The sequence below is a fragment of the Cupriavidus sp. a3 genome (assembly GCF_051015765.1).
GTDB classification, from domain to species: Bacteria; Pseudomonadota; Gammaproteobacteria; order Burkholderiales; family Burkholderiaceae; genus Cupriavidus; species Cupriavidus oxalaticus_A.
Window position 1 is genome coordinate 4,552,888 of record NZ_CP170643.1, and the last position, 26,383, is coordinate 4,579,270.

The following is a 26,383-nucleotide window of genomic DNA, read 5'->3' on the forward strand; positions in this document are numbered from 1 at the left end:
CCCCTCCGCACGCCCGCGCATTGCCGCACCGAATCCGCGATCCTAGACTGCTCCCACGGCCCCACAATGGCGTGGCGGCCAGCCCACCCCAAACAGGATCGCGATGAAGCTCTACTACTCCCCCGGCGCATGCTCGATGTCCGTCCACATCGCGCTGCGCGAAGCCGGCCTCCCCGTCACGCTGGCCCAGGTCGACCTGCAACACCACAAGCTGGCACAGCCCGAGAACGGCAGCGACGACTACTACGCCATCAACCCGCGCGGCTATGTGCCGCTGCTGCAGCTGGTCGACGGCTCGCGCCATACCGAAGTGGCATCGTTGCTGCAGTACATCGCCGATCTGGTGCCCGAACGCGGCCTGCTGCCCGCCGCCGGCACGCGCGAGCGGCTGGAAGCCACCGGCTGGCTGACCCTGGTCTCCACCGAACTGCACAAGGTGTTCAGCCCGTGGCTGTGGCACAAGGAAACCGCGGCAAGCACGCAGCAGGCATGCAAGGCAAAGCTGCAGGCGCGCTTCGCCGAACTCGACCGCCACCTGCAAACCCGCCAATACCTGATGGGCGACCGCTACACCGTGGCCGATGCGTACTGCTTCACCATCCTTGGCTGGGCGCGCATGCTGATGATGCCGCTGACCGCCTACCCGTCGCTGCAGGAATACCTGTCACGTGTGGCCGCACGGCCCGCGGTACAGGAAGCAATGCGCGCGGAAGGGCTGGTGCGCGACTGAGCTGGCGCGGAGGTGGTGCGGGGAGGGCGCCGCTCAGCGCTGCGCGCCGAGCAGCGATTCGATCTTCGCCACCAGTTCCTTGTCGTCGGGCCTGGTGCGGCTGTCGTAGCTGGCCACCACCTTGCCGTCGCGGCCGATCAGGTACTTGTAGAAGTTCCACTTGGGCGCGGTGCCGGTCTGTCTGGCAAGCAGCGCGTACATCGGGTTGGCGTCGCTGCCGCGCACGTGCGACTTGCCCAGCATCGGGAACTTGACGCCGTAGGTGTTGTAGCAGAAGTCGGCGATCTGCTTCTCCGAGCCCGGCTCCTGCGAGAAATCGTTGGACGGGAATCCCAGCACCACCAGCCCGCGCGAGTTGTATTTGGCGTGCAGCGCCTCAAGCCCTTCGTATTGCGGCGTGAAGCCGCAATAGCTTGCCGTGTTGACCACCAGCACCACCTTGCCGGCGTACTGGCACAGGTTCTGCGGCGCTTCGTCCTGCAGGCGCGGGAAGGTGAAGTTGAGCGATGCGGGGCAAGCGCCCGCCTGCGTCGCCACAGCGGGCGCTGCGGACTTCTCGGCGGCGCGAGCAGGCGAGGGCACCAGTGCCGACGCGGCGAGCGCCACGGCGGCGAAGGCGAGGGCGAGGGCGAGGGGGCGGGAAATCACGGAACGACGGAACATGGCGGCGGGGCTCCAGGGGTCGGCTCGCTGTATCGGGTACGCGTAGTCTACGCCGATGGCGGGCCCGCTGCCGCCGCCGCTTCAGTCCATCGCCAGCGTGGCCGCGTGCTCGGTGACGCTGCTGCGCAGCTCAAGGTCCGGCATGCTGCGCACGACCAGCAGCGCCAGCACCGATGCGGCCGCGCCGGCGGCAAAGATCAGGTGGAAGCCCGACTCGACACCGTCCGCCAGCACGTGCCGCACCGCCGGCGACAGCTGCGCCAGCGCTTCGCTGCCATGGCGCAGCGCGCCCAGGTCGAGCGCCTGCTTCACGCCCGAGGCCGCCAGCGCATGGCGGAATTCCAGCGTCAGCAGCGTGCCCGCCAGCGCCCCGCCCAGCGCGCTGCCGAGCGAGCGCAGCACCAGCAGCGCGCCGGTGCCGGCGCCGGTATCGCGGCGCTCCAGCACGTTCTGCACGCTCATCAGCGTGGCCACCATGGTGATGCCCAGGCCCACGCCGGCCAGCGTCATCGCCATCAGCACGACAGCCAGCGGCACCGCCGGCGTCACCAGCGCCAGCACGATCAGGCCGAGCGCACCGGCGACATAGCCCGCCGTCAGGATGCCGCGCATGCGGCCTACGCGCGGCGCCACCCATGCCACGATAAAGTTGCCCGCCACCGTTGCCAGCAGGAACGGCATCACCAGCAGGCCGGAAGTCGAAGCATCGGCACCGCGCACCAGCTGGAAGTGCAGCGGCAACGCAAAGATGCACAGGAAGATGTTGAGCGCCGACAGCGCCGACGCCGCCACCCCCATCACATAGGCGCGGTTGGCAAACAGCCGCGGCGGCAGCATCGGGTCGGCCGCGCGGCGCTCCTGCCACGCCAGCAGCGCCACCGCCACTGCCGCGGCGAGCAGCAGGGCGGCCAGCTCAGGCGAGAGCCAGTCATAGACATCGCCACCCCAGCTCATCGCCAGCAGGAAGGCGACGATGGCCACCGCCAGCAGCAGCGCGCCCAGCCAGTCCACGCGCGCCGGACCGCCGCGCGGCGCCAGCATCGCCAGGCCGCGATGGCACATCGCCATCGCCAGCAGGCCCAGTGGCACGTTGACCCAGAACAGCCAGCGCCACGACATGTAGTCCGACACCCAGCCGCCCACCAGCGGCCCCGCGATCGACGCCACCGCCCACACCGTGGCCAGGTAACCCTGGTAGCGCCCGCGCTGGCGCGGCGCCACCACGTCGGCGATGGCCGCCTGCGCCAGCGACATCAGCCCGCCGCCGCCCACGCCCTGCAGCGCGCGGAACAGGATCAGCTGCCCGAGCGTCTGCGCCAGCGCGCACGCCACCGAGGCGCCGATGAACAGCGTGATCGCCACCATCAGCAGCCGGCGCCTGCCGAAGCTGTCGGAAAGCTTGCCGTACAGCGGCGTGGTCACCGTCGACACGATCAGGTACGCGGTCACGATCCACGACAGGTGGCCGAACCCGTTGAGGTCGTTGGCGATGGCCGGCACCGCCGGGATCACCACGGTCTGGTCCAGCGCCGCCAGCAGGATGCACAGCACGATGCCGCCGATGACGCGCATGATGGCGCGATGGTCGTGGACGGGCGTTGGAATGGCTTGGGCGGCGGGTGCGGACGACGACATTGCAGACACGGGTACGCGGCACAGTGCCGCGAGGGAAACACAGGGAAGGGGGAATTGCCGGCCGGAAGGTCCGCCAGGAACGGCCGGTAAGCCGCAGCGGAGTGACCGTAATTCAGTAACCGCATAATTATATGCGGTCGGCGCATATCGCGCTAAGGGAGGCCGCGGGGCATGTCGTCAAACCCCTACGGTTTTCTCCCCTCTCCCGCCCGCGGGAGAAGGGCCAGGGGGCAGGGCCGGCGCATCAATTCCCCACCAGCCCAACGCATTGCCTAATGCCCACCCCCATGGATGTAATGCTCCAGCTGCTCGATGATGAACTGCTGCTCGGAGATGATGTCCTTCACGAGGTCACCGATCGACAGCATACCGACCAGTTCATCGTTTTCCATCACCGGCAGGTGGCGCAGCCGGTGCTTGGTCATCAGCGCCATGCATTCGTCAGTGCTCTGGCCGGCACTGACGTAGATCACCGAGGTGGTCATGATGTCGCGTACCAGCGTCTCGCGCGAAGTACGCTGCATCAGGATAACCTTGCGCGCATAGTCGCGCTCGCTCAGGATGCCCTTGATGTCACCGTGCTCGATGACCAGCAGGGCGCCGATCCCTTTCTCGGCCATCAGCTGCAGCGCGGCATAGACCGTCGCCGTCGGCGGGATGCTGTAGATGGCCTGAGTCGGCTTGGATTCCAGAACCTGGCGTGCAGTTTTCATCACCAACTCCTCTTCCGTCGAGAAATCATGCGGCTGGCGCTACCTGCCTTGCGACCAATGGAACCAGAGTAGCAAAGGAATGCGCCGGCTTACAGGGTGACTTACGCGAATCTTTGTAAGCGATGTTGTGGCGCACCCACGACTGCGGGCTTCCACTTATTCCGTCATCAGTCGCACCTTCACCTTCTTGCCTTTGACCTTGCCGGCGTTGAGCCGCTTCACCGCCTCGCGGCCGATGCTGCGCTCCACGGCGATATAGGTCGACATATCGAGCACGTTGATCTTGCCGATCTGTTCCTTGGTGAAGCCGGCCTCGCCGGTCAGCGCGCCAAGGATATCGCCGGGGCGGATCTTCTCCTTGCGGCCGCCAAGCATCTGCAGCGTCACCATCGGCGGCAGCAGGCGCTCACTGCTCGCGGGCGTCAGTTCGGCCAGCGAATGCCATTCGAACTCGCCGCCGTGGTGCTGTTCGAGATTACCTACGCGTCCCATCTCGTCCATGCTGACCAGGCTGAACGCCCAGCCCTCCTGGTCGGCGCGGCCGGTGCGGCCGATGCGATGCACGTGCACCTCGGGATCGGGCGTGATCTCGACGTTGATCACCGCTTCCAGCTGCGCGATATCCAGCCCGCGCGCGGCCACGTCGGTGGCAACCAGCACCGAGCAGCTGCGGTTGGCAAACTGCACCAGCACCTGGTCGCGATCGCGCTGCTCCAGGTCGCCATGCAGGGCCAGCGCCTGGTAGCCCTGCGCGCGCAGCAGCTCCACCAGCTCGCGGCAGCGCGCCTTGGTATTGCAGAACGCCAGCGTGCTGGCCGGGCGGAAATGGTCGAGCAGCCGCCCGACCGCGCCCAGGCGCTCGCCTTCTTCCACTTCATAGAAGCGCTGGCGGATGGTGGCATTGTCGTGCGTCGCTTCCAGCTTCAGCGACTGCGGCTTGCGCAGGAACTTGTGGGCCAGCTTGTCGATGCCTTCGGGATACGTCGCCGAGAACAGCAGCGTCTGGCGCTCCTTCGGGCAACGGCTGGCGACGTAAGCGATATCGTCGAAGAAGCCCATGTCGAGCATGCGGTCGGCTTCATCGAGCACCAGCGTGTTGATCGCCGCCAGGTCCAGGCTGCCGCGATCGATATGATCAAGAATCCGGCCCGGTGTACCCACCACGATATGCGCGCCGTGAATAAGGCTATCCACCTGCGGGCGCATCGGCGAGCCGCCGCACAGCGCCAGCACCTTGATGTTCTCTTCGGCGCGCGCGAGGCGGCGGATTTCCTGGGTGACCTGGTCGGCCAGCTCGCGCGTGGGGCACAGCACCATGGCCTGCACGTCGAAGCGGCGCGGATCGAGCCGGTTCAGCAGCGCCAGCGCGAACGCCGCGGTCTTGCCGCTGCCGGTCTTGGCCTGTGCGACCAGGTCCTGGCCCGCCAGCGTGATCGGCAGGCTGGCCGCCTGGATCGGCGTCATCTCGTCGTAGCCGAGCTGCGCCAGCGTGGCGAGCATGGCGGGCGACAGCGGGAGGGTGGAAAAAGCGGGGCCGGCTTGCGGCTGCGGGGGTGCTTGGACAGGGGTCGAGTTCATGCGGGATTATAGCGAGCCGGCGTCAGGCATCCGCGTCGGCGGGCGGCGTCCAGCCCAGCCGCTCCAGCAACGCCTGCGCGGCGGCCGGCGCGCGTTCCTTGGCGCCGTTGATGAAGAAGACAAAGACTTCGCGCTTGCCGCGCTTGGGTGCCGCGGGCTTGCGGTCTTCGAGCACCGGCAGGTCGTCCGGCTGCGCGCCCTGCGCCCATGACTGCGCGCGTCCGGCCCATTCGTCGAGCGCACTGGGGCCATAGCCGGTCTTCAGCTTCTCGCTGCTTTCCATCAGGCGCGCATAGACAAAATCCCCGGTCAAATCCGCCATCGAGGGGAATTTCGGCGAATCGGTGAACACCGTGGCGGCCTTGTACTTGCGCGCGAGCTTCAGGTAGTCCGGCGTCATGAAGCTGTCATGCCGCACTTCGAGCACGTGACGCAGCTTCACGCCTTCGACGGAAGCCGGCAGCAGTTGCAGGAAACCTTCGAAGTCCTCCCCGTCGAACTGCTTGGTCGGTGCGAACTGCCAGACCAGCGGACCCAGCTTGGGGCCCAGCTCGGCAATGCCGCTGTCGATAAAGCGTTCGATCGATTCGGCCGATTCCGCCAGCACGCGCCGGTTGGTGGCAAAGCGCGACGCTTTTACCGCAAACACGAAATCTTCCGGCGTTTCATCACGCCATTTGATAAACGACGAACGCTTTTGCGTGCCGTGATAAGTGCTGTTGATTTCGATCGCGCTGAGGTGCCGGCTGGCGTAGGCCAGTTCGCGCGATTGCGGCAGCCTGGCCGGATAGAAGTTGTCGCGCCAGGGTGCGAAATTCCAGCCGCCGATGCCGACCCGGAACAGGCCGCCGGGCTTGCGCCGCGCTGCTGTCGGCGCAGACGCCGGCTCAGTTGCCGGCGCAGGTGCGGACTTGGCCGCGGTGCGTGCTGCCATGGCGCGATCTCCCTGGACGCGAGAGTCCAAGTCTAGCGGGAAACCGCGGCCAGCGGGGCGCCATGCCGAACCGGGCAGGCGCCAGAAACGAAGAAGCCGGAAGCAGGCTTGCGCCCGTTTCCGGCTGGTCCCCCGTTAACCCGGGCCCGCTCAGAACGACAGGTTCTGGATCACATCGGCAGTATTCACATCGACCTGTTGCGTCACCACCGCACCGCTGTTGCTGGTGGCCTGCACGCTGTACTTGCCGCCCGCGGCGCCGTCAGGCTGCAGCGGGATCGGCAGCGAGGCCTGGTAGGTGCCGATCACCGGCGCGGCCACCGGCAGCGCCCGCTCGGTCACGAACAGGCTGTAGGCACCGGTATTGGTTTCCGCGGCGGTCGCCGCGATCTCGAAGGTGCCGCCGTTGACCAGTTGCAGCGCGCGCAGCGTCGCTTCGGCCGAAGCCGGCGTCACCGTGCCCGAGACGCGGCGGTACGCGGAAGTCGGCAGCGACATCGGCGATGCCGAATTCGAGATCGCCGTGCTGCCGCCCGCCACAACCGGCACGCTGCGTACGATGCCCGTGCCACGGCCATTGGCTTCGCCCGGCACCACCACCACGTCGACCGCGCCGGCGGTGCTGCTCTGCTCGATCGGCGACAGCGTGAAATTGCCGTTGGCATCGGCCACCGTCGCCTTCACCACCACGCCGTTGCGCTCGGCATAGACGCGTGCGCCCGGGGCCGAGGCCACCACGCCGGTGACCGCACCGCTGACCACCGTCGGAATCGCCGTCACCACCGGCTTCAGGCCATAGGTGCCGTTGCCGCGCGTCACCACCGACTTGCAGGCATCGAAGTCCAGCACCAGGTCGGTGAGCGTGCCGGACGCGACCGTGAACGAGCGGTTGATCTTGATGCCGGACTGCACCGCGCTGGGCGTATCGAGCGCCTGCTCGGTACCGCCGGTGGGTACCACGGAGTTGGCCAGCGCACCCGAACCGCCCCCGCGGTTCGCGTCGAGCACCAGCCGTACCTGCTGATAGTTGCCGGCCGGCAGCACGGTCTGGCCCAGTGTGGTCAGCACGCCGTTGGTCAGCGACAGCAGGTCGATCTTGCGCGCGGGCACCACGTCGATATCGACCCAGCCGCCGGCGCCGGGCTCGGCATTGGCGCTGCTGTGCACGCGCACCTTGTTGACGGTTACAAAGACATTGTCATAGCCGCAGGCGGGCGCATCGGTCATCGAGACCTTCAGCGTTCCCTGGCCACCGGAATCATCGCCACCGCCGCCGCCACAAGCGGCCAGCGCGAGCGCGCCGCTCAGCGCCAGGATGCGCAGCGGCGTGGATGAGTGTGAAAGGTTCAGCACGGTGTCTCTCCAATTTTTGTCATAGGTTGATCGGAGAATATGCTGCGAAACGCATACCCGGTGTAAGCCTTTGTAATGCGTTGTAAGGAAGCCTCGCCTCAGTATCCTGAACGACGCTCCGATCACACAGCAAGTGGGTACGTTGCGTCATCAACTTCGGTGAATTCCCCAACATCTCGCCTTCCTGCCTCAAGTCGGCAAGCGGGTGCACCGTATACAGCGGGGTGGAAATCCCACGAACAAACGCCCCCAACGATTCCCTACGAAGGAACTCCCCCGATGTTTAATACCCTCCGCGCCCGGATCATGGCCCTGTGCGTGGCCATTGTCGTGGCCGCGCTCGCCATCAATACGGCGCTGAACCAGTCCGTCGCCAGCCGCTACAACGAAGACGCCATCGACAGCAGCCTGGCCGCCGTGCAGAGCGGCCACACCAGCGCCATCGTCGAATGGGTGGCGTCGCACAGCCAGATGATCAATTCCCTGCAGGACGCCGTGCTGCAGCCCGAACCCGATGCCGCGCTCAGGCAGATTGCCGATGCCGGCCGCTTTGCCAACGTCTACGTCGGCTATGCCGACAAGACCGCCAAGTTCTCCAAGCCCGAAGGCATCCCGCCCGACTACGATCCCACCGGCCGCCCATGGTACAAGCAGGCCGCCGCGGCCGGCAAGCCGGTGGTCACGCCGCCTTATGTCGATGCCGGCACCGGCAAGCTGGTGGTGGCCTTCGCCGTGCCGGTGATCCGCGACGGCGGCATCAAGGCCGTGGTTTCGGGCGACGTCGCCATGGACACCGTGGTCGCCAACGTCAAGGCGATCCATCCGACGCCGGCGAGCTTCGGCATGCTGGTCGCCAAGTCCGGCGAGATCGTCGCGCATACCGACGACAAGCTCACGCTCAAGCCCGTCACCGACCTCATCCCCGCGCTGACCGCGGACAAGCTCGGCACGCTGGCCGGTGCGACAACGCCGCTGCAGGTCGATGTCGGCGGCAGCGCCAAGCTGCTCGGAGCGCGCGCCATCCCCGGCACCGACTGGATGGTCATCGTCGCGCTCGACAAGGCCGAGGCCACCGCCGGCATGCGCTCGGTGCTGATCGCCTCGGTGATCGCGCTGGTGCTGATCGCCGGCGTTGCGGCCATCGTGGTGTGGGGCGTGGCGACCATGTCGCTGCGCGGCCTCGGCACCGTGCGCGACGCCATGGACGCCATCGGCTCCGGCGACGGCGACCTGACCCAGCGCCTGCCGGCGCACGGCAACGACGAAGTCGCGCAGATCGCGCGCGCCTTCAACACCTTTGCCGACAAGCTCTGCACCACCATGCGCCAGATCCGCGAAGCCAGCGAATCCGTGCGCGCCGCGTCCGACGAGATCGCCGCCGGCAATATCGACCTGTCGCGCCGCACCGAATCCGCCGCCGCCAGCCTGGAGCAGACCGCGGCGTCGATGGAAGAAATCACAGCCACCGTCAGCCAGTCGGCCAACTCGGCGCAGCATGCCAACGAGTCGGTCAGCACCGCCTCGCGCGTGGCCGCCGATGGCGGCGTGGTGATCGGCGAAGTCATCGCCACCATGGGCCAGATCGAGAACGCCTCGGTCAAGGTCTCGGACATCATCGGCGTGATCGAAGGCATCGCCTTCCAGACCAATATCCTGGCGTTGAATGCCGCCGTGGAAGCCGCGCGTGCGGGCGACCAGGGCCGGGGCTTTGCCGTGGTCGCGGGCGAGGTGCGCGCGCTGGCCCAGCGCAGTGCGCAGGCAGCCAGGGAGATCAAGACGCTGATCGAGTCCACGGTGGGCAGTGTCACCTCCGGCTCGGGCCAGGTCCGGCGCGCCGGCGAGACCATGGACGAGATCGTCAGCAACGTGTCGAAGGTGACCGGAATTATTAACGAGATTACTCACGCATCGATGGAACAGACACGCGGCATTCAAGAAGTGAATAAAGCGGTCAGCCAGCTCGATGAGATGGTCCAGCAGAACGCGGCGCTGGTGGAGCAGTCGACCGCGGCGGCCGCGGCATTGCAGACGCAGGCGGGAAGCCTGGCGGGGGCGGTGGGGCAGTTCAGGCTGGGGTAAGGGGGCTGGCCACGCGAAGGCTGGCCGCAGGCCGCCTTCGCGCCGGCTTAAGCGGCGGCCGTACGTTTGCGGCGCCCGCCAATATCGCCCCCGATGCCGCCGCACCAAGAATCCGCCGGAACGTCGGGCATTCCATATGGCTCGGCGCCGGGCACGCAGCCGCGTGCCGCAATCCGTCCCGCATCGCCATCAGCTTCCGGATGGTCCGGTCCAGCTCATCGGCCTTGGCGGCGAGCAGCTTCCTGTCGATCTGCGGCCCGCCCTGCCGCGAGAACATCCGGGCGATGTCGTCCAGCGAGAATCCCGCCGCCCGCCCGAGCGCGATCAGCGCCAGGCGTTCGAGCACCGCGGCGTCGTACACGCGCCGCATGCCACGCCGGCCGATCGGGGCGATCAGGCCCTTTTCCTCATAGAAGCGCAGCGTCGACGCAGGCACGCCCGCCTGCTGCGCCACTTCGGCGATATCCAGGCTTGTCACCGCTTGACCTCAAGTTGACTTGAACTAGCACAGTGTAGCTTCGCCGCCGCGATGGCGTGCAGGAGGACACAACCATGGGTGACAAGCAGGCAACAAGCAGTGGCGCCGGCGAACAAGCCGCGCTGTGGAACGGCCCGACCGGCCAGGCATGGGTAGCGCACCAGGCGCTGCTTGACCGGATGCTCCAGCCGATGGAAGCGCTGCTGGCCGGCGCGGTCGATGCCGGCACGGCGCAGCACTTGCTCGACGTAGGATGCGGTGCGGGCGCTACGACGCTGGCCCTCGCGCGGCTGACCGGTGCGCGCGGGCATTGCACGGGCATCGACATCTCCGGCCCGCTGGTGGACGTGGCGCGGTCGCGCGCGCAACGGGAAGGCGTGCCGGCCACGTTCGTCCACGCGGATGCACAAGCCCATGCCTTCGCGCCAGGCAGCTTTGACGCCATCGTGTCGCGCCTTGGCGTGATGTTCTTCACCGACCCGGTCGCCGCGTTTGCCAACCTGCGGCGTGCCGCAAAGCCGGGCGCCGCGTTGCGTTGCATCGCCTGGCGCAGCGCGGCGGACAACCCCTTCATGACCACTGCCGAGCGCGCCGCTGCGCCGTTGTTGCCGAACCTGCCACCCCGCCAGCCGGGTGGGCCTGGCCAGTTCGCGTTCGGCGATCGCCAGTTGGTGCGGTCCATCCTCGAGGACAGCGGCTGGACCGCCATCGACATCACGCCGGTCGACGTGGCATGCGCGCTGCCGGCGCACGCGCTGGAAGACTACTTCACGAGCCTGGGCCCCGTCGGCCTGGCGCTGCGCGACGCAGACGCAGTCACGCGTGCCCAGGTTGTCGAAGTCGTCGGCAACGCCTTCAGGCCCTATGTGCAGGGCGAGACCGTGCCCTTCACCGCAGCCTGCTGGATGATTACTGCGCGGGCGCCCGCCGGCCCGGAGGCAGAGCACGCAACTGAGCATGGCTGACGCCACGGTTTCGGGCCTGCCGCACTCCACGACCGGGAATGCCTGGGTTGAGTGCGCTACCGCACCGAGCTTCCGTTGTGCAGGTCGAGAATAGGAACCCTTCGGCGCCATCGCGCACCGCATCCCGCTACTGCGGGAAAATTGCATGGCAAGGCTTCCTGGCCGACTGGCCGCCTGCGTCGCGTTCAGCCTGATGCTCACCACGGGTGCGCAGGCGTCGGATATTGCCTGCCATCATGGGCTGGGTTCGCAGGCCGCCCGCTGCGACGGCCAGTCGGCCCCAGGGAATACGTGCAGGCATGCGGACAAGCCGCCCAGTGGCGCGGCCCTCATTTGCGATTACACAATGCTCCGCGGCGCGTATGAACGCGTCTACGCCGAGCAGTTGCAGGGCTTGCGCACCGGGGAGTTCGGGCCGGACGATATCGCCGCATGGCGAAGGCTACGGGATGCCTGCACCTCGGTGCCGTGCCTGGACAGGGCCTTCGCCAACTGGCGCGACTACGCGAGGCAGAAACCCATTCCCGCCGCCGCCGACGCGCCCCCGGGGGTGCCTGCACAACCCGCGCGCGCTACCAGGAAGAGCAAGCCGGATGCTGCCGGACAGAAGGCTGAGGTCCGGCAGCCTACGCCTGTCGGGAAGCCGGAGCCGCGGGTGAAGCAGCAGGAGAGGCAGCAGGAGAGGCAGCAGGAGAGGCAGCAGGAGGGGCAGCAGGAAGAGCGGCACGAACGGCAGCAGCGGGACACGCTGCCGGCTGCGGCCGTGGCGTCTACAGAAAGCCGGGAACAGCCCGCCCCTGTCGAGAAGAACCGATCGCTCCCCGATACCGTCTCACCACCTGCGCCGCAGCTTCCGCCTGAGCCTGTGGCCGACAGGAACATCAAGGCGCTTCCCATCGCGCCGGTCACGATCGACCCGCCGCTCCCGGATTCCGCCTCAGTGCCCGCGCCACAGCTCAGGCCCGAGGCCGCGACCGGAAGAGAAACCCCTGAGCGCCCCATCGCCTCGGTTGCGATCCATCAGCCACCTCGCGGCCCAGCCACCCTATGGACCCCCGCCTACCCCGTGGATGGCACCTTGCCACGCAGATGGGAAACGCTTGTCGCGCTGGCGTGGCTGGGGCTGTGCGGGGTGTGCCTGGCCTGGTGGTGCCGGAGGCGGCGGATTGAATGGCTGCCGGATGCCGCGCGCCGACGCGAACGGACGCGGACCGCGGCGCGGATCGTGCTGGTATCGGCGGGACTGATCGCCGTGAACAGCATCGTGCTGTTCTGGATCCTGGCGTAACGCCGGTCATGGCCTTGCGCTCAGGCCGGGATACCCCTGCCGTTCCGTGCGCGACCGCACCGAACATCCGCCGCAGAGCCCCAGAATAGGAGCCCATCGACGCCCCGCTTGCGCCGCCTCCCTCGGCTTGCCCCGGGCGACAGCATGACAAGGCTTCCGGGCCAACTGGCCGTTTGCATCTCGATCAACCTTCTGCTCACCGCCGGTGCGCAGGCGTCGGATATCGCCTGCAAGCACACGCTGCGTCAGCCAGCCGCGCGCTGCGACGATCTGTTCGCCTCCGGCAGCCCGTGCAGGGAGCACCGGCAACCAAGCGCCGCCACCCTGATCTGCGACTACGCGATGCTCTATCGCAATCACGAACGCATTCATGCGCAGCAGCAGCGACTGCTGCGCGCCGGGGTAATCGGGCAGGACGAGGTCATCGCATGGCGCCGGCGCCGGGATGCCTGCACGTCGGTGGCATGCCTGGACAACGTCTTTGCCAGCTGGCGCCCGCACCGGAACCGCAAGCCGGAGCCTCGCGCCACCGCGTCGCAACCCGAGGCGCCCGTGCACAGCATTGCGAAGAACGAGCCGCAAGCGGCACCAAAGATGGCGCCCAGGCTAACGCGGCCGAACGAGCCGCAGCCAGCGCCACCGGACATCGCGCCGCAGCCTCCGCCTGGTCCCGTAGTCGAATCGGGAATTCTTGAAGACCCCGTCCCCCGCGCCGCAGTCGATCGTCCGCCCCCGGCTTCCATACCGCTACGTACGTCGCCGCCGCGCGCGCAGGCACCCCGGCAAAGCGGATGGGAATCGCTTGGCACGCTGGCGTGGCTGGGCATGTGCGGCGCGGGCATTTGCTGCTGGTCCCGCAGGACGCGTGGGGAATGGCTGCCGGGCGGGCACCGCCTGCGCGAGCGCCTGCGCGACGCATCGGCCATGGCGCTGACGGTCAGCGGACTGTTGGTGCTGAATGCGGTGCTGTTCTTATGCATCCTGGGAGCATCCGGCTCATGAGGCCGCGCCGCCGTCGCGCAATGCGACGCAGGCCTGCGTTGCCGATGTCAGCGCATGCAACCCGCCCGCTCACTCCGGCAACGGATACTTCCGGGCATTCATCTCCATCTCGGCGCGCACCGCGGCGTCAAGGTCCACACCCAGCGCCGTCACCAGCTGCGTCAGGTAGATGGTGATATCGGCCAGCTCCTGCTCCACATGCTCACGCTTGTGCGTCGACATGACCTGACGCGACTCGTCCTCGGTCTGCCACTGGAAGATCTCGACCAGCTCGGCCACCTCGACGCTCAGCGCCATCGCCAGGTTCTTGGGGCTGTGGTATTTGCCCCAGTTGCGGGCCTCGCCAAAGGCAAAGGCGGCTTGCTGGAGGTTCTGGATATCGATCAGTGGCATGGCGGGATGGCGTTGGCGTTTCATGGCCCCCTTGCGACGTCGGTGCATCGGCAGCAGGGTGAAACCCGCAATTTAAGCACGACCACGCCCGCTCGACAGCCCCGCCTGCCGGGCTTACGCTACACAGGTGCATCGATCGTCGCAGCGGAGGTCTCCATGCGCCCGACTCCCGGCCTGGCATTCGCCACCCTCGCCGGCACCGTTGCCTACCTGGCCATCGCAATCGCAGGCTGGGGCGGCATCGGCGCCTTCTTCGCGCATCCCGCGCGCGTGGCACTCACCATCGTGCTGTTTGCACTGGCCGTGGCCGCGCTGTTCTCGGGCGGCAACATCAGCAGCGGCATGCGCGAAGACCGCGGCAACCGCTGGGTGCTGGGCGCGTTCGGCGTGCTGGGGCTGCTTGCGGCTTACCTGCCGGCCTATACCGACCGCATCGGCTTCTGGACGCTGGACGGCGATACCGTGCGCTGGATCGGCGTGGCCTTGTTTGCCACTGGCGGCGTGCTGCGCTTGTGGCCGGTGTTCGTGCTCGGGCGGCGGTTCAGCGGGCTGGTGGCGATACAGCCCGGGCATACGCTGGTGACGACCGGCATCTATGGCGTGATCCGGCATCCGAGCTATCTCGGGTTCGTGATCAGTTCGCTGGGGTGGGTACTCGGGTTCCGCTCAGGCGTGGGGGTGTTGCTGACACTGGCGATGGTGCCTGTGCTGGTAGCGCGCATCCGCGCGGAAGAGGCGTTGTTGCTCGATCAGTTTGGCGATGAGTATGCGGCGTACTGTGGGCGGACGTGGCGGATGGTGCCGGGGGTGTATTAGACGGTCGTCCATCGCGCCGTGCAGCAGTGCAGCGGCTCATTCAATGAGCCTCGCCCATCCACGTCCACACCACCAGCGCTTCGTCGGCGGGCGACAGCCCGAAGCGGACCATCGGCATGCCTTTCTGCCTGACGATGCTGGATTTGCTGGCCACCCACGCTGCCTGCGGGTGCCCGGGCGGAAGCGAGGCGCGCCACATGCCAGACAAGGGCGTGATCTCGTCCGAGCGCACCGTGACGGGACCACCCGTCTGCGTCGGCGGCGCGTTGACGCGAAAGCGCACGCCATCCAGCAGCCTGTTCCAGAGGGCAATGGCTTCCTCGTCGCTCAACGATGCCGTGTCAGCGGCCCCGACACGATTGGCGGCCACCTTCGTGTACATCTTCGCGTTGATCCAGGCGGGGTGCAGCGTTGAGCGTTCCTTGCCCACGGCCTCCCATTCGAAGTCATGCGTGCCATCCGCACGGCGGACCAGCGATTCCTCGCCCTGCCAGACGCCGACCGTACGCTTGCGTTCCCGCAAGGTCGTCAGCTTTGGATAGCGGTGGCCGAGATCCTTCTTTTGCTGGGCGATCGAGGCCAGCAATCCGACGTCATCGGTGTCGTCAACGGTCGCCAGCTTGTTGGAGTCCACCGAAAAGCTGACATCCGGAAAGCTTGGCAGACGGATACCTGCGCTGAAGATTTCCTGGAATGTGCCGGATGCGTCCGCGACGAAGCCGTGGTCGATGCAGACGCCTGGAGCGGTTGGAATGTACGCATTGTCGCGTGGTCGAAGTGCGCGAACTAAGTCGGCATTCTTTCGACCGCCAGACCATTCAAAAAGGTGGGGCCCCGCGGAAACAAATGTATACGTCTCTTCAGCGCCATATTGCTTGGCTATATCACTTTCAAACGAGCGTATTTGGAGGCTATTGATAGTTGCGCCAGGTCCAAAAAATGTAATCTCGGCAGTCTTGCTCTTGGCCAACTCCTTGGCACGATAGGCTTCCGCCATCTCCTTCATGTGGCCAGCAGCTCCGACGTGAGTCACAATCTCGCCAGGAAACTCCTGGAATCCCCACAGCAGCTTCGCTTCCGCAGGGACCTCCATCACGTAGCGTCCAAAGCAAACCTGCTTAGTCTTGGCAAAGAGCGCCTGCAAGCGTGGCGACAGCGCAGCGGGTTCCGACATGTTCTTCTCCGGATAGGCATGCGATTGGCAGCCCGCGAGAAGCAGGGCGGCCAGGGTGATGGTTAGGGCTCGGCGGATCATTGATCCCACCATTCGGCAGTGTTGGCGATCCTGATGATCGAATACAGCGTACTCGCCAATACCAGGTCATTCTTATAGCTGTCCTGATGCTCGTAGCCGGTCTGCCGGAACAGCGTACCGCGCACAGCTTCGGCTGAGGCTTTGGCCGGCACGGTCTGGTCCCCTGCGTCCTCCGGGGACGCCAGGCGCAGCGTCAATGGCTCGGCGCTCGCAGTACGAACAACGATGCGGCCTTCGGCGTCTTCTCTCTCGAGCGTCCACGAGAGCGGGTTTCCGTGCGGCGCCAGATCGGCAGTGTCCGCGCGCCACGTCACACTGCCATAGGCCTTCTGGTAATCGTCATGACCATAGCTGGCGTAGGTGATGGGGTGATACAAGTTCTTGATATCCGCGTGGAATTTCTGTGCCGCCTCAATCTTCACTTTGGCGCGAGTAGCCGGATCCATCTCACGATACGGTTTGTTAGCAGGATTTATCCACGTCGGATTCAGCAGCCGCCACCAGCACTCCGGGTTGCGCCCATAGATGTCATAGACCGGATCGCCAACAGCCACCGGCGCCGCTGGCTTACTCGCGCCCAGCGTGCGGTGCAGTTCCAGATCATCCCGGTACGCTTTCAATGGTTCATCCGACACGATCGGCAACGCCATCACCTGGCGGTAGTCGCATGTTTGCAGACGCAACCAGCCGCGCGGATATGAGGCGTTCGGCAAGAGTTCCAATGCCCCGGAAGCATTGGCAAAGACTGCCGTCACTTCCTTGCCCGTTCTGCCCAAGACATCCCGCGTAAGCTCCCCAGACAGACTGGTCTGCGCCTCGAAGCCTGCGCGCACGCGCCGGTAGGCCGCCCCGGCTCCAAGTGCTGGCTGTACACCGTGGTAGATCCCGAGAATCTTGTCCTTCGCGTTGCCGTAGTCCGGATGTAGCAGCGCGCGGGCAACCAGCCCGCCCATGGAATGAGTGACCACGATCACCTTCTCGCACTTCCGCCCATTGGCCTTGTACATTCCGATGATCTCGTCGATGCGACTGGCAATCTTCCGCGCCGACGTACCGTTGCTTTGCAGCCAGTTGTAGCCCATCGCGTAGACCGGGTACCAGCAGTTCGACACGCGCCGGATATCGTCCTCGGTCAGCGCATCGCCCGCGCCGCCCCAGTAGGCGGGAGCGACGCCCAGCACCTTTACCTTCCTGCCTTGCTTCCAGGTTGGCGAGAGCTCCTTGGACGATGGGACCAACATGTCGTTCATATGCGCCTCCAGCAGCTTGATCACGGTGCCGTACGTCTCGAACATGACTTCGCTCCATCCGCGCCAGCGCGCCTTCTGCGCCGCCGTGGATTCATGATTGCCGCGCCTGGCTTTCCATTCCTCGCCGGCTGGCGGTAACGGTGCGCTCATCAGCAAGCCGATATCGGGCAGTCCGTCCGGCACATTGCTGTGACGCTTGTCGGAGTCCACCGTTTCCGCGCCGGTCATGTCGAACTTGCCGGCATCCTCGGTGATTTCATAACGGTCCACTTCGGTCGCGTCGGGGTCGAAGTTCCGTTGCCGCAGGGCTGGCGAATCCCTGCGACGTGCAAGGGCGTCCCAACGGTCGTCGGGACGCCATGCGATGTTGTCAGTACGCCCGATCTCCTTCTGGCGCGTGCGGCTCATGCGCAAATTACTGCCCATGATGCCCGGCAGAAAGATGATGGGAATCACCCTGGCAGGCGGCACCTGCAGGCTCACGCGCCGCTTGTCGGTCGAAGGCGTCAGGGCAATGGTGGCACCGGCGTGCCCACCGATTTCCTCGCCGGTTTTCAGGTAGATGCGATCAGATTCCATAGAGCACTTCCGCCGTGTGAGAGGTGGAGCTCCTTTATAGCCAGCGCCCGCAGAGGCAGGTATCGGATTGCTCTGGTCAGCTGGTAGGAATCGACGTCATCTCAACGATGCTAGTCGTGGGCTGTAGATCAGAAACCGATGGGTAGTGTTTGCAAGTCGCGCATCACCACTAGTGCCAGCGGTATCAGCGGGATCGCCAGCAGAATCAAGGCGCCATCCGCAGCAACCGTCAGTGGCGTCATGACAACCAGCGCTTCCCTCGTGCCGTTCGGCAGCGCTTCCCTGACCTCGACCCGGTAAGGCTGATTCAATGGCCTGGTGCCCGCCGGCATGCTGAATTTGGCAGCGGAGTAGCGGGAGCCTTGCAAGGCAAACCACCGCACCGCGCGGGTCGTCGATAAATCGGTGAATCCGAACGCCTTGGCGGCCAGCCGGTCCTCCTGGCTTGCCTGCTCGAGAATCAAGGCAAACGGCCCTTCGACATCGCCATTTGCCTTGACGTTAAAGACATCAAAGCGGGCCGACATTTTCCGGTGCAGCGGCGAGTCCAGCAACTGCACCAAACCCTCCGGTACATCGAAGATGTAGTGATATTTCGGACCAAGAACCGCCAGCCTCTTGCCGTCCGCGGTGACCAGCACCTGGCTGACCGTCTCCTCGTATCGCCGGTACTCGGTTTTAGTCGCCTTGTCCATCAAGGCCTTGGTGGCGCATCCGCCAGTGCCAAGCAATGTGAGGGCCGCCAGGGTGAGAAGTGTTCTGCGGTGGATGCGATTCGTCATCTGGGGAGTGGCTGGCGCCAGTCGATGGGAATCGAATATCAAAGCCTACGTCAGACACTCACTCAATAGCGCGAATCCAAATTGCATACGGAATTTTCCCGAATCTCGTCTGGCATCGCCGCTCGCGAAGACGCCCATCGGCCCTGATCGTGCTCCCGGCCCCTATCTCGTCTCATCAGCCATGCTTCAAGTGCGTGAGCAGCGCATTGGCAACGGGGTCCGAGGACGCCGGGTTCTGTCCCGTGATCAGCAAGCCGTCCGTGACCACGTACGGTTGCCAGTCCGCAGCCTTGGAAAAATTGGCGCCGCTTGCCTTCAGCATGTCCTCGACAAGGAAAGGCACGACTTCGGCCAGTCCGACCGCTTGTTCCTCGCTATTCGTGAAACCCGTGACGTTCTTGCCCTTGACCAGGGGGCTGCCGTCCTTCGCCTTCACATGACGCAGCACGCCGGGTGCATGGCAGACCAGTGCGACCGGCTTGCCTGTGGCGATCATGCGCTCGATCAGGTCCTTCGAGTGCGAGTCCTCGGCAAGGTCCCACATCGGCCCGTGGCCGCCCGGATAGAACACGGCGTCGTACCCGTCCACCGAGACCTCCGACAGCTTGATCGTCGCCGCGAGTGCCGCCTTGGCTTCCGCATCGCCGTCAAAGCGGCGAGTCGCGTGGGTCTGGAAGGAAGGGTCATTGCTCTTCGGGTCGAGCGGGGGCTGCCCGCCGTTCACGGAAGCAAGCGTCACCTCGACGCCGGCATCCTTCAACACGTAGTAGGGTGCGGCCAGTTCTTCCAGCCAGAACCCGGTCTTCTCGCCGGTATCGCCGAGTTGGTCGTGAGACGTCAGGACAATCAGGACTTTCATGACGGATCTCCAGGTGGGGGGAGCACGAGTCCATGGGGCTGAAGCGGCGCAACGGCGACGGATTGCCGGCGCTGCGTCGTGGGTGGGACGGCATGCAGCAACCGTGGCTTGCTTGATGCGCATGGACCTTGGTAAGCATGGACGATGCGGCTTCAAAATCAAAGGCTGAAATGGACCACGTTTTGGGGGCACATTGGGAGGACTGAGGCTTCGCCTTGCGGCACTTCGCAGCACCCGAACCAAAACGGCGCGAGACCAGATGGCCCGCGCCGTTTTGTTTTCAGGCCCGCTGCGAGCCGGCATGTCACTCGTCGGCGGGCACCGCGCTATCCGCGCCCTCGCCAGCGTATCCATTTGGCACACGCAGATTCCGCCTTGATCTACATCAACGGTTGCCACCGATCCCGCCACTATGCTGGCGAGCGCTAACGGATAGCGCTGAACAAAAGAAAGACACAGACATTACGGGTACAACATGCCGCATCACACCCTGGATATCGAGATCGAACGCCTGGTATCGAAATCAACGCTGGAGTGCGAGCCACTGACTCCCGTCAGCGAAGTTGTCGCAAGAATGACGGCGCGCCGCTGCAGTTCGATCGTCGTGATGGACCAGGGGCGCGCTGTCGGCATCTGGACCGAACGCGATGCGCTGACACTCGGCGACGCGGCCGACGCGCTGTCCAGTCCGATCAGCGCGCTGATGAGCCATCCCGTGCAGTCCCTGCCCGGCCGCACGCGCCTTGGCGATGCGGTCGTCCATTTCAAGAACAAGGGTATCCGCCATTGCCTGGTGGTCGACGATGCCGGACACCCGCTCGGCATGCTCTCGCAGACCGATCTTGTCATGGGCCACGGTGCGGAATTCTTCCTGCGCACCAGGCCGATCGATTCGGTCAGATTGTCCCGGCCTGTCGTGCTGGCGCCCGACACCAGCCTGCCCGACGCGATGCACGCCATGCGCACCGGCGGGCTGAGCGCCATCATCGTCCGCTACCCCGCAGGCGAGTACGGCATCCTGACCGAACGCGATATTGTCCGCCTGGCAGCCGCCAATGCGCTGGGCGGCACGGTGGCCGAACACGCAGCGCGCCCCCTGCGCGCATTGCGGCGATCCCAAAGCCTCTACGCGGCTCGCCAGACGCTGATCGAACACCGCATACGCCATGTCGGCATATTTGACGACCAGCACCACGACCACGGCGAACTGGTGGGTGTGCTGAGCCTGGCCGACATCCTGAGCCATATCGAATACGAGTATGTGCACGAGCTGCAGCTGGCGCTGCGCGAGCGCGATGAAGCCCTGCTGCAATCCGCCTATCACCTGAAGCTGGCCGACCGCGTGTTCGAAGCCACGCTCGACGGCGTCATGGTGACGGACCGGAATGGTGTAATCGAGCGGGTGAATCCGGCCTTTACGCAACTGACCGGCTACTCCCGGGCCGATGCCATCGGCAAGACCCCGCGCATGCTGAACTCGGGAAAACAGGGCCCCGAGTTCTATCGGTCGCTGTGGCGCCAGCTACGCGAGCATGGCGGCTGGCAGGGCGAGATCTGGAATCGCCGCAAGAACGGTGAACTCTACCTGGAGTACCTGTCGATCTCTGGCATCCACAGCCCCGATGGCGACTGCACGCACTACGCCGCCATCTTTTCGGACATCACCCAGCGGCGGATGGACGAGGAGCGCCTGAACCACCTGGCAATGCACGATGCCCTCACGGCCCTGCCGAACCGTACCCTGTTCAGCGAGCGCCTGAAGCAGGCCATTGCCCGCGCCGAGCGTGCCGCCAGGCGGGTGGCCGTGATGTTCATCGACCTCGACCGCTTCAAGCTGATCAACGACACCATGGGGCACGGCGTGGGCGACCAGGCCCTCAAGGCCATCGCCCGGCGGCTCAGGGAATCCGTTCGCGAAAGCGACACGGTGGCGCGCCTGGCCGGGGACGAATTCACCGTGGTCATCGAGGACATCGAAGACATCCGCCACGTCGCGCAGATTGCCCAGGGATTGCTGAGCGCTGTCGGGCACCCCATCGACACCAACGGACAAACCGTGTTCGTGACACCGAGCATCGGCATCAGCATCTACCCCGACGACGGCACCGACCAGAAACAGCTGCTGATGCAGGCCGATCGCGCCATGTACGCGGCCAAGGAGGAAGGCAAGAACAGTTTCCGCTTCTTCTCCACGCAGATGACCTCATCCTCGATGGAGCGGATCACGCTGGAAACCGAGCTGCGCAACGCCCTGGCGGCCAACGAATTCCGCCTGCACTACCAGCCGGTCTTCGACCTGCGCAGCGGGGCCATCGTCAGCGTGGAAGCGCTGCTGCGCTGGCAGCATCCGACGCGGGGTCTGCTGGCACCGGGCGCGTTCATCACCGCCGCCGAGGATTCGGCATTGATCATGCCGATCGGCGCCTGGGTACTGCGCGAAGCCTGCAGGCAGGCGCGCCGCTGGATCGAAGAGGGTTTCGCGTTCGGCCGGATCGCCGTCAACCTCTCCGCGCGGCAATGCCGCCACGAGCAGTTCCTGCATGACCTCACTACGATCCTGAGCGATGCCGGCTTGCCGCCGGGCAGGCTGCAGCTGGAACTGGTCGAGAGCATGGCCATGACCGGCAATGGGGTGACGGAAGCGCTGCTGGGCGAGCTCGCGCGGCGTGGGGTGAGTCTTGCTATTGATGATTTTGGGACGGGGTACTCGTCGTTCACGTATTTGCAGACGTTGCCGGTGGATACGCTGAAGGTGGACCGGTCGTTTCTTGCTGGTATCGATGGTCGGCGGCGTGACAGTGCGATCGTGCGGGCGATTGTTGCCATGGCGCGGTCGCTTGGGTTGGCGGTGGTGGCGGAGGGGGTGGAGAACGAGGAGCAGTTGCGGTTTTTGCGGGAGATTGGGTGTGATCGGGGGCAGGGGTTTTTGCTGGGGCGGCCTGTGGCGGCTGAGCGGTTGCAGCGTGCAGGTTTTGGGGCCTGACGTCATTGGCTAGCCACCAGATGCATGCTTGGCGCGCCCACCACACTTGACCCGGAAGTTCAGTACCGACTTCGCGCCGACCTGAAACAGCCGGCACTCGGTCCGCGTAAATGCCTTAGCCCCCTTTTGGGGGGCGCCAATCAGGCCGGAATGGCACATAGTTGCCATCATGCCTGCTGGCCAGCCTTGGCACACTCAGCTGGTCGCCGATACCCGCCCCCTCGCATTCGCGAGCAGCGGGGCAAGATCACCACGTGCCGCTTTCGGCGCACGCCGGCCTCGGCATCACGCGGTGAGCATGGGACTAGAGTGCGTGCTGCTTGTCGGGTTCGCTGACCTCGACTAGCCTGCTATCGATGTCGATTCTTCGCTGCGCTGCGATACCCATTTGATGCCAGAACGCTCGACCACCCGCTATGGCAAGGCGCTGCAGCGCCTGCGCGAGGTCTTTTCCCCGTTGAACCTGGCGGCGGCGGCATGGCTGATAGCAACATGGGCGTTCGCGGCGTTTCAGCTCGTGAGCGAGCGGGACCGCTTGCTGCACGACGCCGCGAAGCGTACCCAGGCGCAGGCCCAGGCGTTCGGCGCGTACTCGAAATCCAGCATCCTGCGGCTGTCCGAGTTCCTCCTGGACCTGCGGGCCAGTTGGCTGGCCGGCCAGCCGGGGTTCATCGAGATGGTGCGTGAGCGGCAGAACCTGGTGGTGGACCTGTCGTTCCAGGTGTCGGTGATCGACAAGCATGGTCTGCTCCTCTACTCGTCCATTGCCTCGCCCACGCCCGGCGAGAAAGTCGACTTGAGCGGGCGCGAGCATTTCCGGGTCCATCAGCACGCGGGCGGGCGCGACATGCTGTTCATCAGCGACCCGGTGAAGGGCAAGGTCTCGCGCAAATGGTCGATCCAGTTCACGCGCCCCATCCTGCGCGCAGGCAGCTTCGACGGGGTCATCGTGGTCTCGGTCAGTCCGGAGCAGTTCGCCAGCTTTGCGCAGACGTTCACTAACCGCGATGGCGAAGTGGCGTCGGTCATCAAGACTTCCGGGCAGGTCATTGCGCGCGTGCCGGCCCTGGAGGGCACGCTGGCCAGGGTGGCCAGCAACAGGCCGTACCTCGCCAGCGGGTCGCCCGAGTCTGGTAGTTATCGGGCGGTGTCGGGCTCCGAAGACGTGGAGCGGGTCTTCGGCTATTACCGATTGCCGGAGTTCGGCCTCAATTTTGTGGTGGGCGAGTCGGTCGGCCTGGTGCTGGCGCCCTACGAGGTCTATCGCCGCGTTGCCCTGGCCGGTGCCATGGCTTCCACGCTGCTGCTTGCCCTGCTGTACTACAGCCTGCGCCGCTCCATGGCGGAGCGACGGCGCCATATGGAGGAAATGCGGCTGGCTTCGCTGGTCTATTCGTCCAGCAGCGAGGCCATGGTGGTGACGTCACTCGATGGCACCATTATCGACGTGAATCCGGCCTTTGCCGCTGCCACCGGCTATACAGCCGAGGAGATCAGGGGCCGCTCGGGCTATAGCGTCAGCGGGGCAGGCAATGCGGCAGGGCTGGTCGAACGCCTGCGGGCAACCGTGGCAGCCAAGGGCAGATGGAGCGGCGAATTCTCGATCCGCCGCAAGGACGGCAGCGAGTTTCCCGCCTACCTGACCGTGGATACCTACCTGGCCCACGCGTATGGCGAGCGCTGCCGCGTTGCGCTGATCCATGACATGACCGAGAAGCGCCAGGCGGAGGAAGTCATCCGGCACCAGGCGAATTTCGATGCGCTCACGGACCTGCCCAACCGCCGCCTGTTCTTCGACCGGCTGGAACAGGAGATCGAGCGTTCGCGCGGCACGCAGGACGTGCTGGCGCTGCTGTTCATCGACCTGGATCGCTTCAAGGAGGTGAACGATACCCTCGGGCACGACCAGGGCGACCAGTTGCTGCTGGAGGCGGCGCGGCGCATTGCGGCATCGGTGCGCGCGTCGGATACCGTGGCGCGGCTGGCCGGCGACGAGTTCACCGTGATCCTGCCCGCGGTGGGCGATGCCGGCGTTGCCGGGGACATTGCCGAGGCGATCCTGGAGCGGATTGCCGCGCCTTACCGCCTGGCCGACGAGCTGGTGGTGGTGTCGGCCAGCATCGGCGTGGCGACCTGGCCCAAGGACGCTGACAACGCCGAGGCCCTTCTGGTGTGCGCCGACCAGGCGATGTTTGCCGCCAAGGAGGAGGGCCGCAATCGCTGGAAGGTCTTCACCCAGGCGCTGCTGCAGGTGGAGAGGGAGCGCCTGCGCATCACGCAGGACCTGCGCACGGCGCTGGCGTCCGGGCAGTTCGCGCTGCACTACCAGCCCATTGTCAATCTGCGCACGGGCAAGGTCTGCAAGGCCGAGGCCCTGATCCGCTGGGACCATCCGGTGCGCGGGCCGATCCGTCCGGCCGATTTCATTGCCGTTGCGGAGGAATCCGGCCTCATCATCGACATCGGCCGCTGGGTGCTGACCGAAGCGCTGGACCAGCTTGCGCGCTGGCAGGTGGTGCTGGGCAAGGGCTTCCAGATCTCGGTCAACAAATCACCCGTGGAGTTCTGCGCGCCTGCGAGCGGGCCCGAGTCCTGGTCCAAGATGATCGAGCGCAGGAACGTGCCGGTGGGCAGCCTCGTCATCGAGATCACCGAAGGCTCGCTGATGGAGCAGAACGCCGATGTCATGGACCAGCTCTCCCGCTTCCAGGCGGCTGGCATCGAGATCGCGCTCGACGACTTCGGCACCGGCTACTCGTCCTTGTCGTACCTGCGGCGCCTGGACATTGACTACATCAAGATCGACCAGTCCTTCATCCGCTCGCTGACGCGGGGCCCGGACGACGTGGCCTTGTGCCACGCCATCATCAGCATGGCGCATGCACTGCGCATCAGGGTGATTGCCGAGGGCGTGGAGACGGAGTCGCAGCGCGACATCCTGGTGGCCGCTGGTTGCGACTACGGGCAAGGCCACTTCTTTTGTCCGCCGGTGGAGGCCAGCGCGTTCGAGGCGTTTGTGAGCGCCGTGACTTGAGGCGAGCGGCGTCCTTCGGTGTTTTGGTCGGGGGCTCGTCTGGGCTTCGTTCTTGGACCTACCAATTGCGACAATGGAGTCTCGCCAATTTGGCGGACTCCATTCTTCCGTCAGCGCGTAGTGATGGGCGGGTCGAATGAATAGCCTTCGGCCGTCCAACCGATCAGGTTGCCACACCTGACCCGGAAGTTCAGTATCGATTTCGCGCCGACCTGAAACAACCGGCACTCGGTGCCGGGCTCGACATAACCAACGACCTTCGCCGCAGGGTCTAGCATGCCTTCCCATTCCTGGTATAGCGCAACACGTTTCGCCACGACCCGGCTTTCGAAATCCAGGCGATAGCCGCCGACCAGGCCGAATAGAACAACAGCAACCGCTGCGAGACCTAGCCATATGACGTAGGATCTGCGCTTACCAATTTCCCGACGCGCCACCTTCATAGCCCTTCTTGTAGTGTCGTTCCTCAACAAGCCGATTCGATCTTCTCAGCCCCATCAGCACGTCAGCCGGCGAAACCAGATCGAAACCGCGTGGGTCATGCGCAAGAATCCCCGCCAGTTCTAGTACATCAGCGACATTGGTGCTGCACGAATTGCCGAACAGGCTGTACTTAGAGTTCTCGGCGACCCGTCTTTCCAGTTCATCACGGATCAGCTTCATTTCACGCGGTGACACCCAAAGGTACATGCCAATGCCATCCCGATACATGCCAGGATGGCTTCCCGATTCGTCCGACACGGTTTGTGCCGTATTGCTGCGCAGGTACTTAGTATAGGACCCCTTGAAATAGGTCGAAGGTGCGCGGCTGTAAACGGTGCCATCGATCTCTATGGCCACGTGGCCGAACTGTGAACCACGACTAATCAGACGGCCATCGAAGATCACGACTTCGATGAACGCTCGCTCGACTTGAACAGGCTTTGGTTCGTCCGCCGACACGGGCGTGGTCGTCCGCGTTGCCTGGCGAATCAAGGTCTTGCCAGAGGTTGGAGATACGAGCTGATTCGTCAT

22 protein-coding genes are annotated in these 26,383 nt (G+C 65.4%); 8 read left to right on the forward strand and 14 right to left on the reverse strand.

The window, feature by feature from the left end; all coding sequences use genetic code 11:
- Nucleotides 1-103: 103 nt before the first annotated feature.
- On the forward strand, nt 104-730 hold the full coding sequence (gene gstA / locus ACAD63_RS21750) for a glutathione transferase GstA (protein WP_133096675.1): 627 nt from the start codon (nt 104-106) through the stop codon (nt 728-730).
- Nucleotides 731-763: 33 nt separating this feature from the next.
- On the opposite strand, the gene ACAD63_RS21755 is transcribed toward gstA, so the two are convergent.
- From ACAD63_RS21755 to ACAD63_RS21780, 6 genes are all read right to left on the reverse strand, one after another.
- Nucleotides 764-1,393: a glutathione peroxidase gene (locus tag ACAD63_RS21755; RefSeq protein ID WP_434033248.1), complete on the reverse strand. Its 630-nt coding sequence runs from the start codon at nt 1,391-1,393 to the stop codon at nt 764-766.
- 81 nt (nt 1,394-1,474) lie between these two features.
- A complete protein-coding gene (locus ACAD63_RS21760) occupies nt 1,475-3,028 on the reverse strand; it encodes an MDR family MFS transporter (RefSeq protein WP_135704085.1) in 1,554 nt (517 codons plus the stop codon).
- Nucleotides 3,029-3,300: 272 nt separating this feature from the next.
- Nucleotides 3,301-3,741 (reverse strand): CBS domain-containing protein, encoded by a 441-nt coding sequence (locus tag ACAD63_RS21765; RefSeq protein ID WP_133096672.1) that lies wholly within the window; start codon nt 3,739-3,741, stop codon nt 3,301-3,303.
- Between the two features lie 156 nt (nt 3,742-3,897).
- Nucleotides 3,898-5,319 carry an ATP-dependent RNA helicase DbpA gene (gene dbpA / locus ACAD63_RS21770; RefSeq protein WP_133096671.1) on the reverse strand — a complete coding sequence of 474 codons (1,422 nt, stop codon included), beginning with the start codon at nt 5,317-5,319 and terminating at the stop codon, nt 3,898-3,900.
- A 22-nt stretch (nt 5,320-5,341) separates the two neighbouring features.
- Entirely contained in the window at nt 5,342-6,253 is a 912-nt protein-coding gene (locus tag ACAD63_RS21775) for a DUF72 domain-containing protein (RefSeq protein WP_135704084.1), read from the reverse strand.
- A 150-nt stretch (nt 6,254-6,403) separates the two neighbouring features.
- Complete coding sequence (locus ACAD63_RS21780) at nt 6,404-7,606, reverse strand: DUF4382 domain-containing protein (protein WP_135704083.1); 1,203 nt, start codon at nt 7,604-7,606, stop codon at nt 6,404-6,406.
- Between the two features lie 279 nt (nt 7,607-7,885).
- On the opposite strand from ACAD63_RS21780, the gene ACAD63_RS21785 reads away from it, so the two are divergent.
- The gene (locus tag ACAD63_RS21785; protein WP_135704082.1) at nt 7,886-9,685 is read left to right on the forward strand and encodes a methyl-accepting chemotaxis protein; all 1,800 of its coding nucleotides are present in this window, start codon (nt 7,886-7,888) and stop codon (nt 9,683-9,685) included.
- On the opposite strand, the gene ACAD63_RS21790 is transcribed toward ACAD63_RS21785, so the two are convergent.
- A complete protein-coding gene (locus ACAD63_RS21790; RefSeq protein WP_434033249.1) occupies nt 9,672-10,163 on the reverse strand; it encodes a helix-turn-helix domain-containing protein in 492 nt (163 codons plus the stop codon). The two genes, ACAD63_RS21785 and ACAD63_RS21790, sit on opposite strands and share 14 nt — an antisense overlap.
- Nucleotides 10,164-10,237: 74 nt before the next feature.
- Between ACAD63_RS21790 and ACAD63_RS21795 the strand changes: the two genes are divergently transcribed.
- From ACAD63_RS21795 to ACAD63_RS21805, 3 genes are all read left to right on the forward strand, one after another.
- Nucleotides 10,238-11,128, forward strand: coding sequence for a class I SAM-dependent methyltransferase (locus tag ACAD63_RS21795; RefSeq protein WP_434033250.1), 891 nt, complete (start codon nt 10,238-10,240; stop codon nt 11,126-11,128).
- A 145-nt stretch (nt 11,129-11,273) separates the two neighbouring features.
- A complete protein-coding gene (locus ACAD63_RS21800; RefSeq protein ID WP_167884577.1) occupies nt 11,274-12,416 on the forward strand; it encodes a hypothetical protein in 1,143 nt (380 codons plus the stop codon).
- Nucleotides 12,417-12,560: 144 nt separating this feature from the next.
- Nucleotides 12,561-13,418 carry a hypothetical protein gene (locus tag ACAD63_RS21805; RefSeq protein ID WP_434033251.1) on the forward strand — a complete coding sequence of 286 codons (858 nt, stop codon included), beginning with the start codon at nt 12,561-12,563 and terminating at the stop codon, nt 13,416-13,418.
- A gap of 69 nt (nt 13,419-13,487) precedes the next feature.
- On the opposite strand, the gene ACAD63_RS21810 is transcribed toward ACAD63_RS21805, so the two are convergent.
- A complete protein-coding gene (locus ACAD63_RS21810) occupies nt 13,488-13,811 on the reverse strand; it encodes a nucleotide pyrophosphohydrolase (RefSeq protein WP_434034036.1) in 324 nt (107 codons plus the stop codon).
- Between the two features lie 156 nt (nt 13,812-13,967).
- Between ACAD63_RS21810 and ACAD63_RS21815 the strand changes: the two genes are divergently transcribed.
- Entirely contained in the window at nt 13,968-14,627 is a 660-nt protein-coding gene (locus ACAD63_RS21815; RefSeq protein ID WP_135704074.1) for a methyltransferase family protein, read from the forward strand.
- A 40-nt stretch (nt 14,628-14,667) separates the two neighbouring features.
- Here ACAD63_RS21815 and ACAD63_RS21820 read toward each other — a convergent pair whose 3' ends face one another.
- The 4 genes from ACAD63_RS21820 to ACAD63_RS21835 all read right to left on the reverse strand — a co-directional run bounded on the left by ACAD63_RS21820 (nt 14,668) and on the right by ACAD63_RS21835 (nt 19,352).
- Nucleotides 14,668-15,882, reverse strand: a complete 1,215-nt coding sequence (locus tag ACAD63_RS21820; protein ID WP_434033252.1) for a T6SS immunity protein Tli4 family protein — start codon at nt 15,880-15,882, stop codon at nt 14,668-14,670.
- A complete protein-coding gene (locus tag ACAD63_RS21825) occupies nt 15,879-17,711 on the reverse strand; it encodes a lipase family alpha/beta hydrolase (protein WP_434033253.1) in 1,833 nt (610 codons plus the stop codon). The genes ACAD63_RS21820 and ACAD63_RS21825 overlap by 4 nt, the downstream gene beginning before the upstream one ends.
- 128 nt (nt 17,712-17,839) lie before the next feature.
- The gene (locus ACAD63_RS21830) at nt 17,840-18,493 is read right to left on the reverse strand and encodes a hypothetical protein (RefSeq protein WP_434033254.1); all 654 of its coding nucleotides are present in this window, start codon (nt 18,491-18,493) and stop codon (nt 17,840-17,842) included.
- Nucleotides 18,494-18,668: 175 nt separating this feature from the next.
- A complete protein-coding gene (locus ACAD63_RS21835; protein WP_434033255.1) occupies nt 18,669-19,352 on the reverse strand; it encodes a type 1 glutamine amidotransferase domain-containing protein in 684 nt (227 codons plus the stop codon).
- Nucleotides 19,353-19,827: 475 nt separating this feature from the next.
- Here ACAD63_RS21835 and ACAD63_RS21840 point away from each other — a divergent pair, with 475 nt between their 5' ends.
- Entirely contained in the window at nt 19,828-22,335 is a 2,508-nt protein-coding gene (locus ACAD63_RS21840; protein WP_434033256.1) for an EAL domain-containing protein, read from the forward strand.
- Between the two features lie 391 nt (nt 22,336-22,726).
- Nucleotides 22,727-25,369, forward strand: a complete 2,643-nt coding sequence (locus tag ACAD63_RS21845; RefSeq protein ID WP_434033257.1) for a bifunctional diguanylate cyclase/phosphodiesterase — start codon at nt 22,727-22,729, stop codon at nt 25,367-25,369.
- A 110-nt stretch (nt 25,370-25,479) separates the two neighbouring features.
- On the opposite strand, the gene ACAD63_RS21850 is transcribed toward ACAD63_RS21845, so the two are convergent.
- Both ACAD63_RS21850 and ACAD63_RS21855 read right to left on the reverse strand, forming a co-directional pair.
- A complete protein-coding gene (locus ACAD63_RS21850) occupies nt 25,480-25,812 on the reverse strand; it encodes a hypothetical protein (RefSeq protein WP_195427740.1) in 333 nt (110 codons plus the stop codon).
- Nucleotides 25,784-26,383, reverse strand: a complete 600-nt coding sequence (locus ACAD63_RS21855; RefSeq protein ID WP_195427739.1) for a hypothetical protein — start codon at nt 26,381-26,383, stop codon at nt 25,784-25,786. Before ACAD63_RS21855 ends, ACAD63_RS21850 begins: the two co-directional genes overlap by 29 nt.

What these genes read in the sequence shown, in the direction of transcription:
- dbpA (WP_133096671.1), bottom strand. Translation starts at nt 5,319, where the DNA reads ATGAACTCGACCCCTGTCCAAGCACCCCCGCAGCCGCAAGCCGGCCCC.
- gstA (WP_133096675.1), top strand. Translation starts at nt 104, where the DNA reads ATGAAGCTCTACTACTCCCCCGGCGCATGCTCGATGTCCGTCCACATC.
- ACAD63_RS21850 (WP_195427740.1), bottom strand. Translation starts at nt 25,812, where the DNA reads ATGAAGGTGGCGCGTCGGGAAATTGGTAAGCGCAGATCCTACGTCATA.
- ACAD63_RS21805 (WP_434033251.1), top strand. Translation starts at nt 12,561, where the DNA reads ATGACAAGGCTTCCGGGCCAACTGGCCGTTTGCATCTCGATCAACCTT.
- ACAD63_RS21845 (WP_434033257.1), top strand. Translation starts at nt 22,727, where the DNA reads ATGCCAGAACGCTCGACCACCCGCTATGGCAAGGCGCTGCAGCGCCTG.
- ACAD63_RS21760 (WP_135704085.1), bottom strand. Translation starts at nt 3,028, where the DNA reads ATGTCGTCGTCCGCACCCGCCGCCCAAGCCATTCCAACGCCCGTCCAC.
- ACAD63_RS21775 (WP_135704084.1), bottom strand. Translation starts at nt 6,253, where the DNA reads ATGGCAGCACGCACCGCGGCCAAGTCCGCACCTGCGCCGGCAACTGAG.
- ACAD63_RS21835 (WP_434033255.1), bottom strand. Translation starts at nt 19,352, where the DNA reads ATGAAAGTCCTGATTGTCCTGACGTCTCACGACCAACTCGGCGATACC.
- ACAD63_RS21810 (WP_434034036.1), bottom strand. Translation starts at nt 13,811, where the DNA reads ATGCCACTGATCGATATCCAGAACCTCCAGCAAGCCGCCTTTGCCTTT.
- ACAD63_RS21795 (WP_434033250.1), top strand. Translation starts at nt 10,238, where the DNA reads ATGGGTGACAAGCAGGCAACAAGCAGTGGCGCCGGCGAACAAGCCGCG.
- ACAD63_RS21785 (WP_135704082.1), top strand. Translation starts at nt 7,886, where the DNA reads ATGTTTAATACCCTCCGCGCCCGGATCATGGCCCTGTGCGTGGCCATT.
- ACAD63_RS21825 (WP_434033253.1), bottom strand. Translation starts at nt 17,711, where the DNA reads ATGGAATCTGATCGCATCTACCTGAAAACCGGCGAGGAAATCGGTGGG.
- ACAD63_RS21815 (WP_135704074.1), top strand. Translation starts at nt 13,968, where the DNA reads ATGCGCCCGACTCCCGGCCTGGCATTCGCCACCCTCGCCGGCACCGTT.
- ACAD63_RS21830 (WP_434033254.1), bottom strand. Translation starts at nt 18,493, where the DNA reads ATGACGAATCGCATCCACCGCAGAACACTTCTCACCCTGGCGGCCCTC.
- ACAD63_RS21840 (WP_434033256.1), top strand. Translation starts at nt 19,828, where the DNA reads ATGCCGCATCACACCCTGGATATCGAGATCGAACGCCTGGTATCGAAA.
- ACAD63_RS21820 (WP_434033252.1), bottom strand. Translation starts at nt 15,882, where the DNA reads ATGATCCGCCGAGCCCTAACCATCACCCTGGCCGCCCTGCTTCTCGCG.
- ACAD63_RS21800 (WP_167884577.1), top strand. Translation starts at nt 11,274, where the DNA reads ATGGCAAGGCTTCCTGGCCGACTGGCCGCCTGCGTCGCGTTCAGCCTG.
- ACAD63_RS21855 (WP_195427739.1), bottom strand. Translation starts at nt 26,383, where the DNA reads ATGACGAATCAGCTCGTATCTCCAACCTCTGGCAAGACCTTGATTCGC.
- ACAD63_RS21755 (WP_434033248.1), bottom strand. Translation starts at nt 1,393, where the DNA reads ATGTTCCGTCGTTCCGTGATTTCCCGCCCCCTCGCCCTCGCCCTCGCC.
- ACAD63_RS21765 (WP_133096672.1), bottom strand. Translation starts at nt 3,741, where the DNA reads ATGAAAACTGCACGCCAGGTTCTGGAATCCAAGCCGACTCAGGCCATC.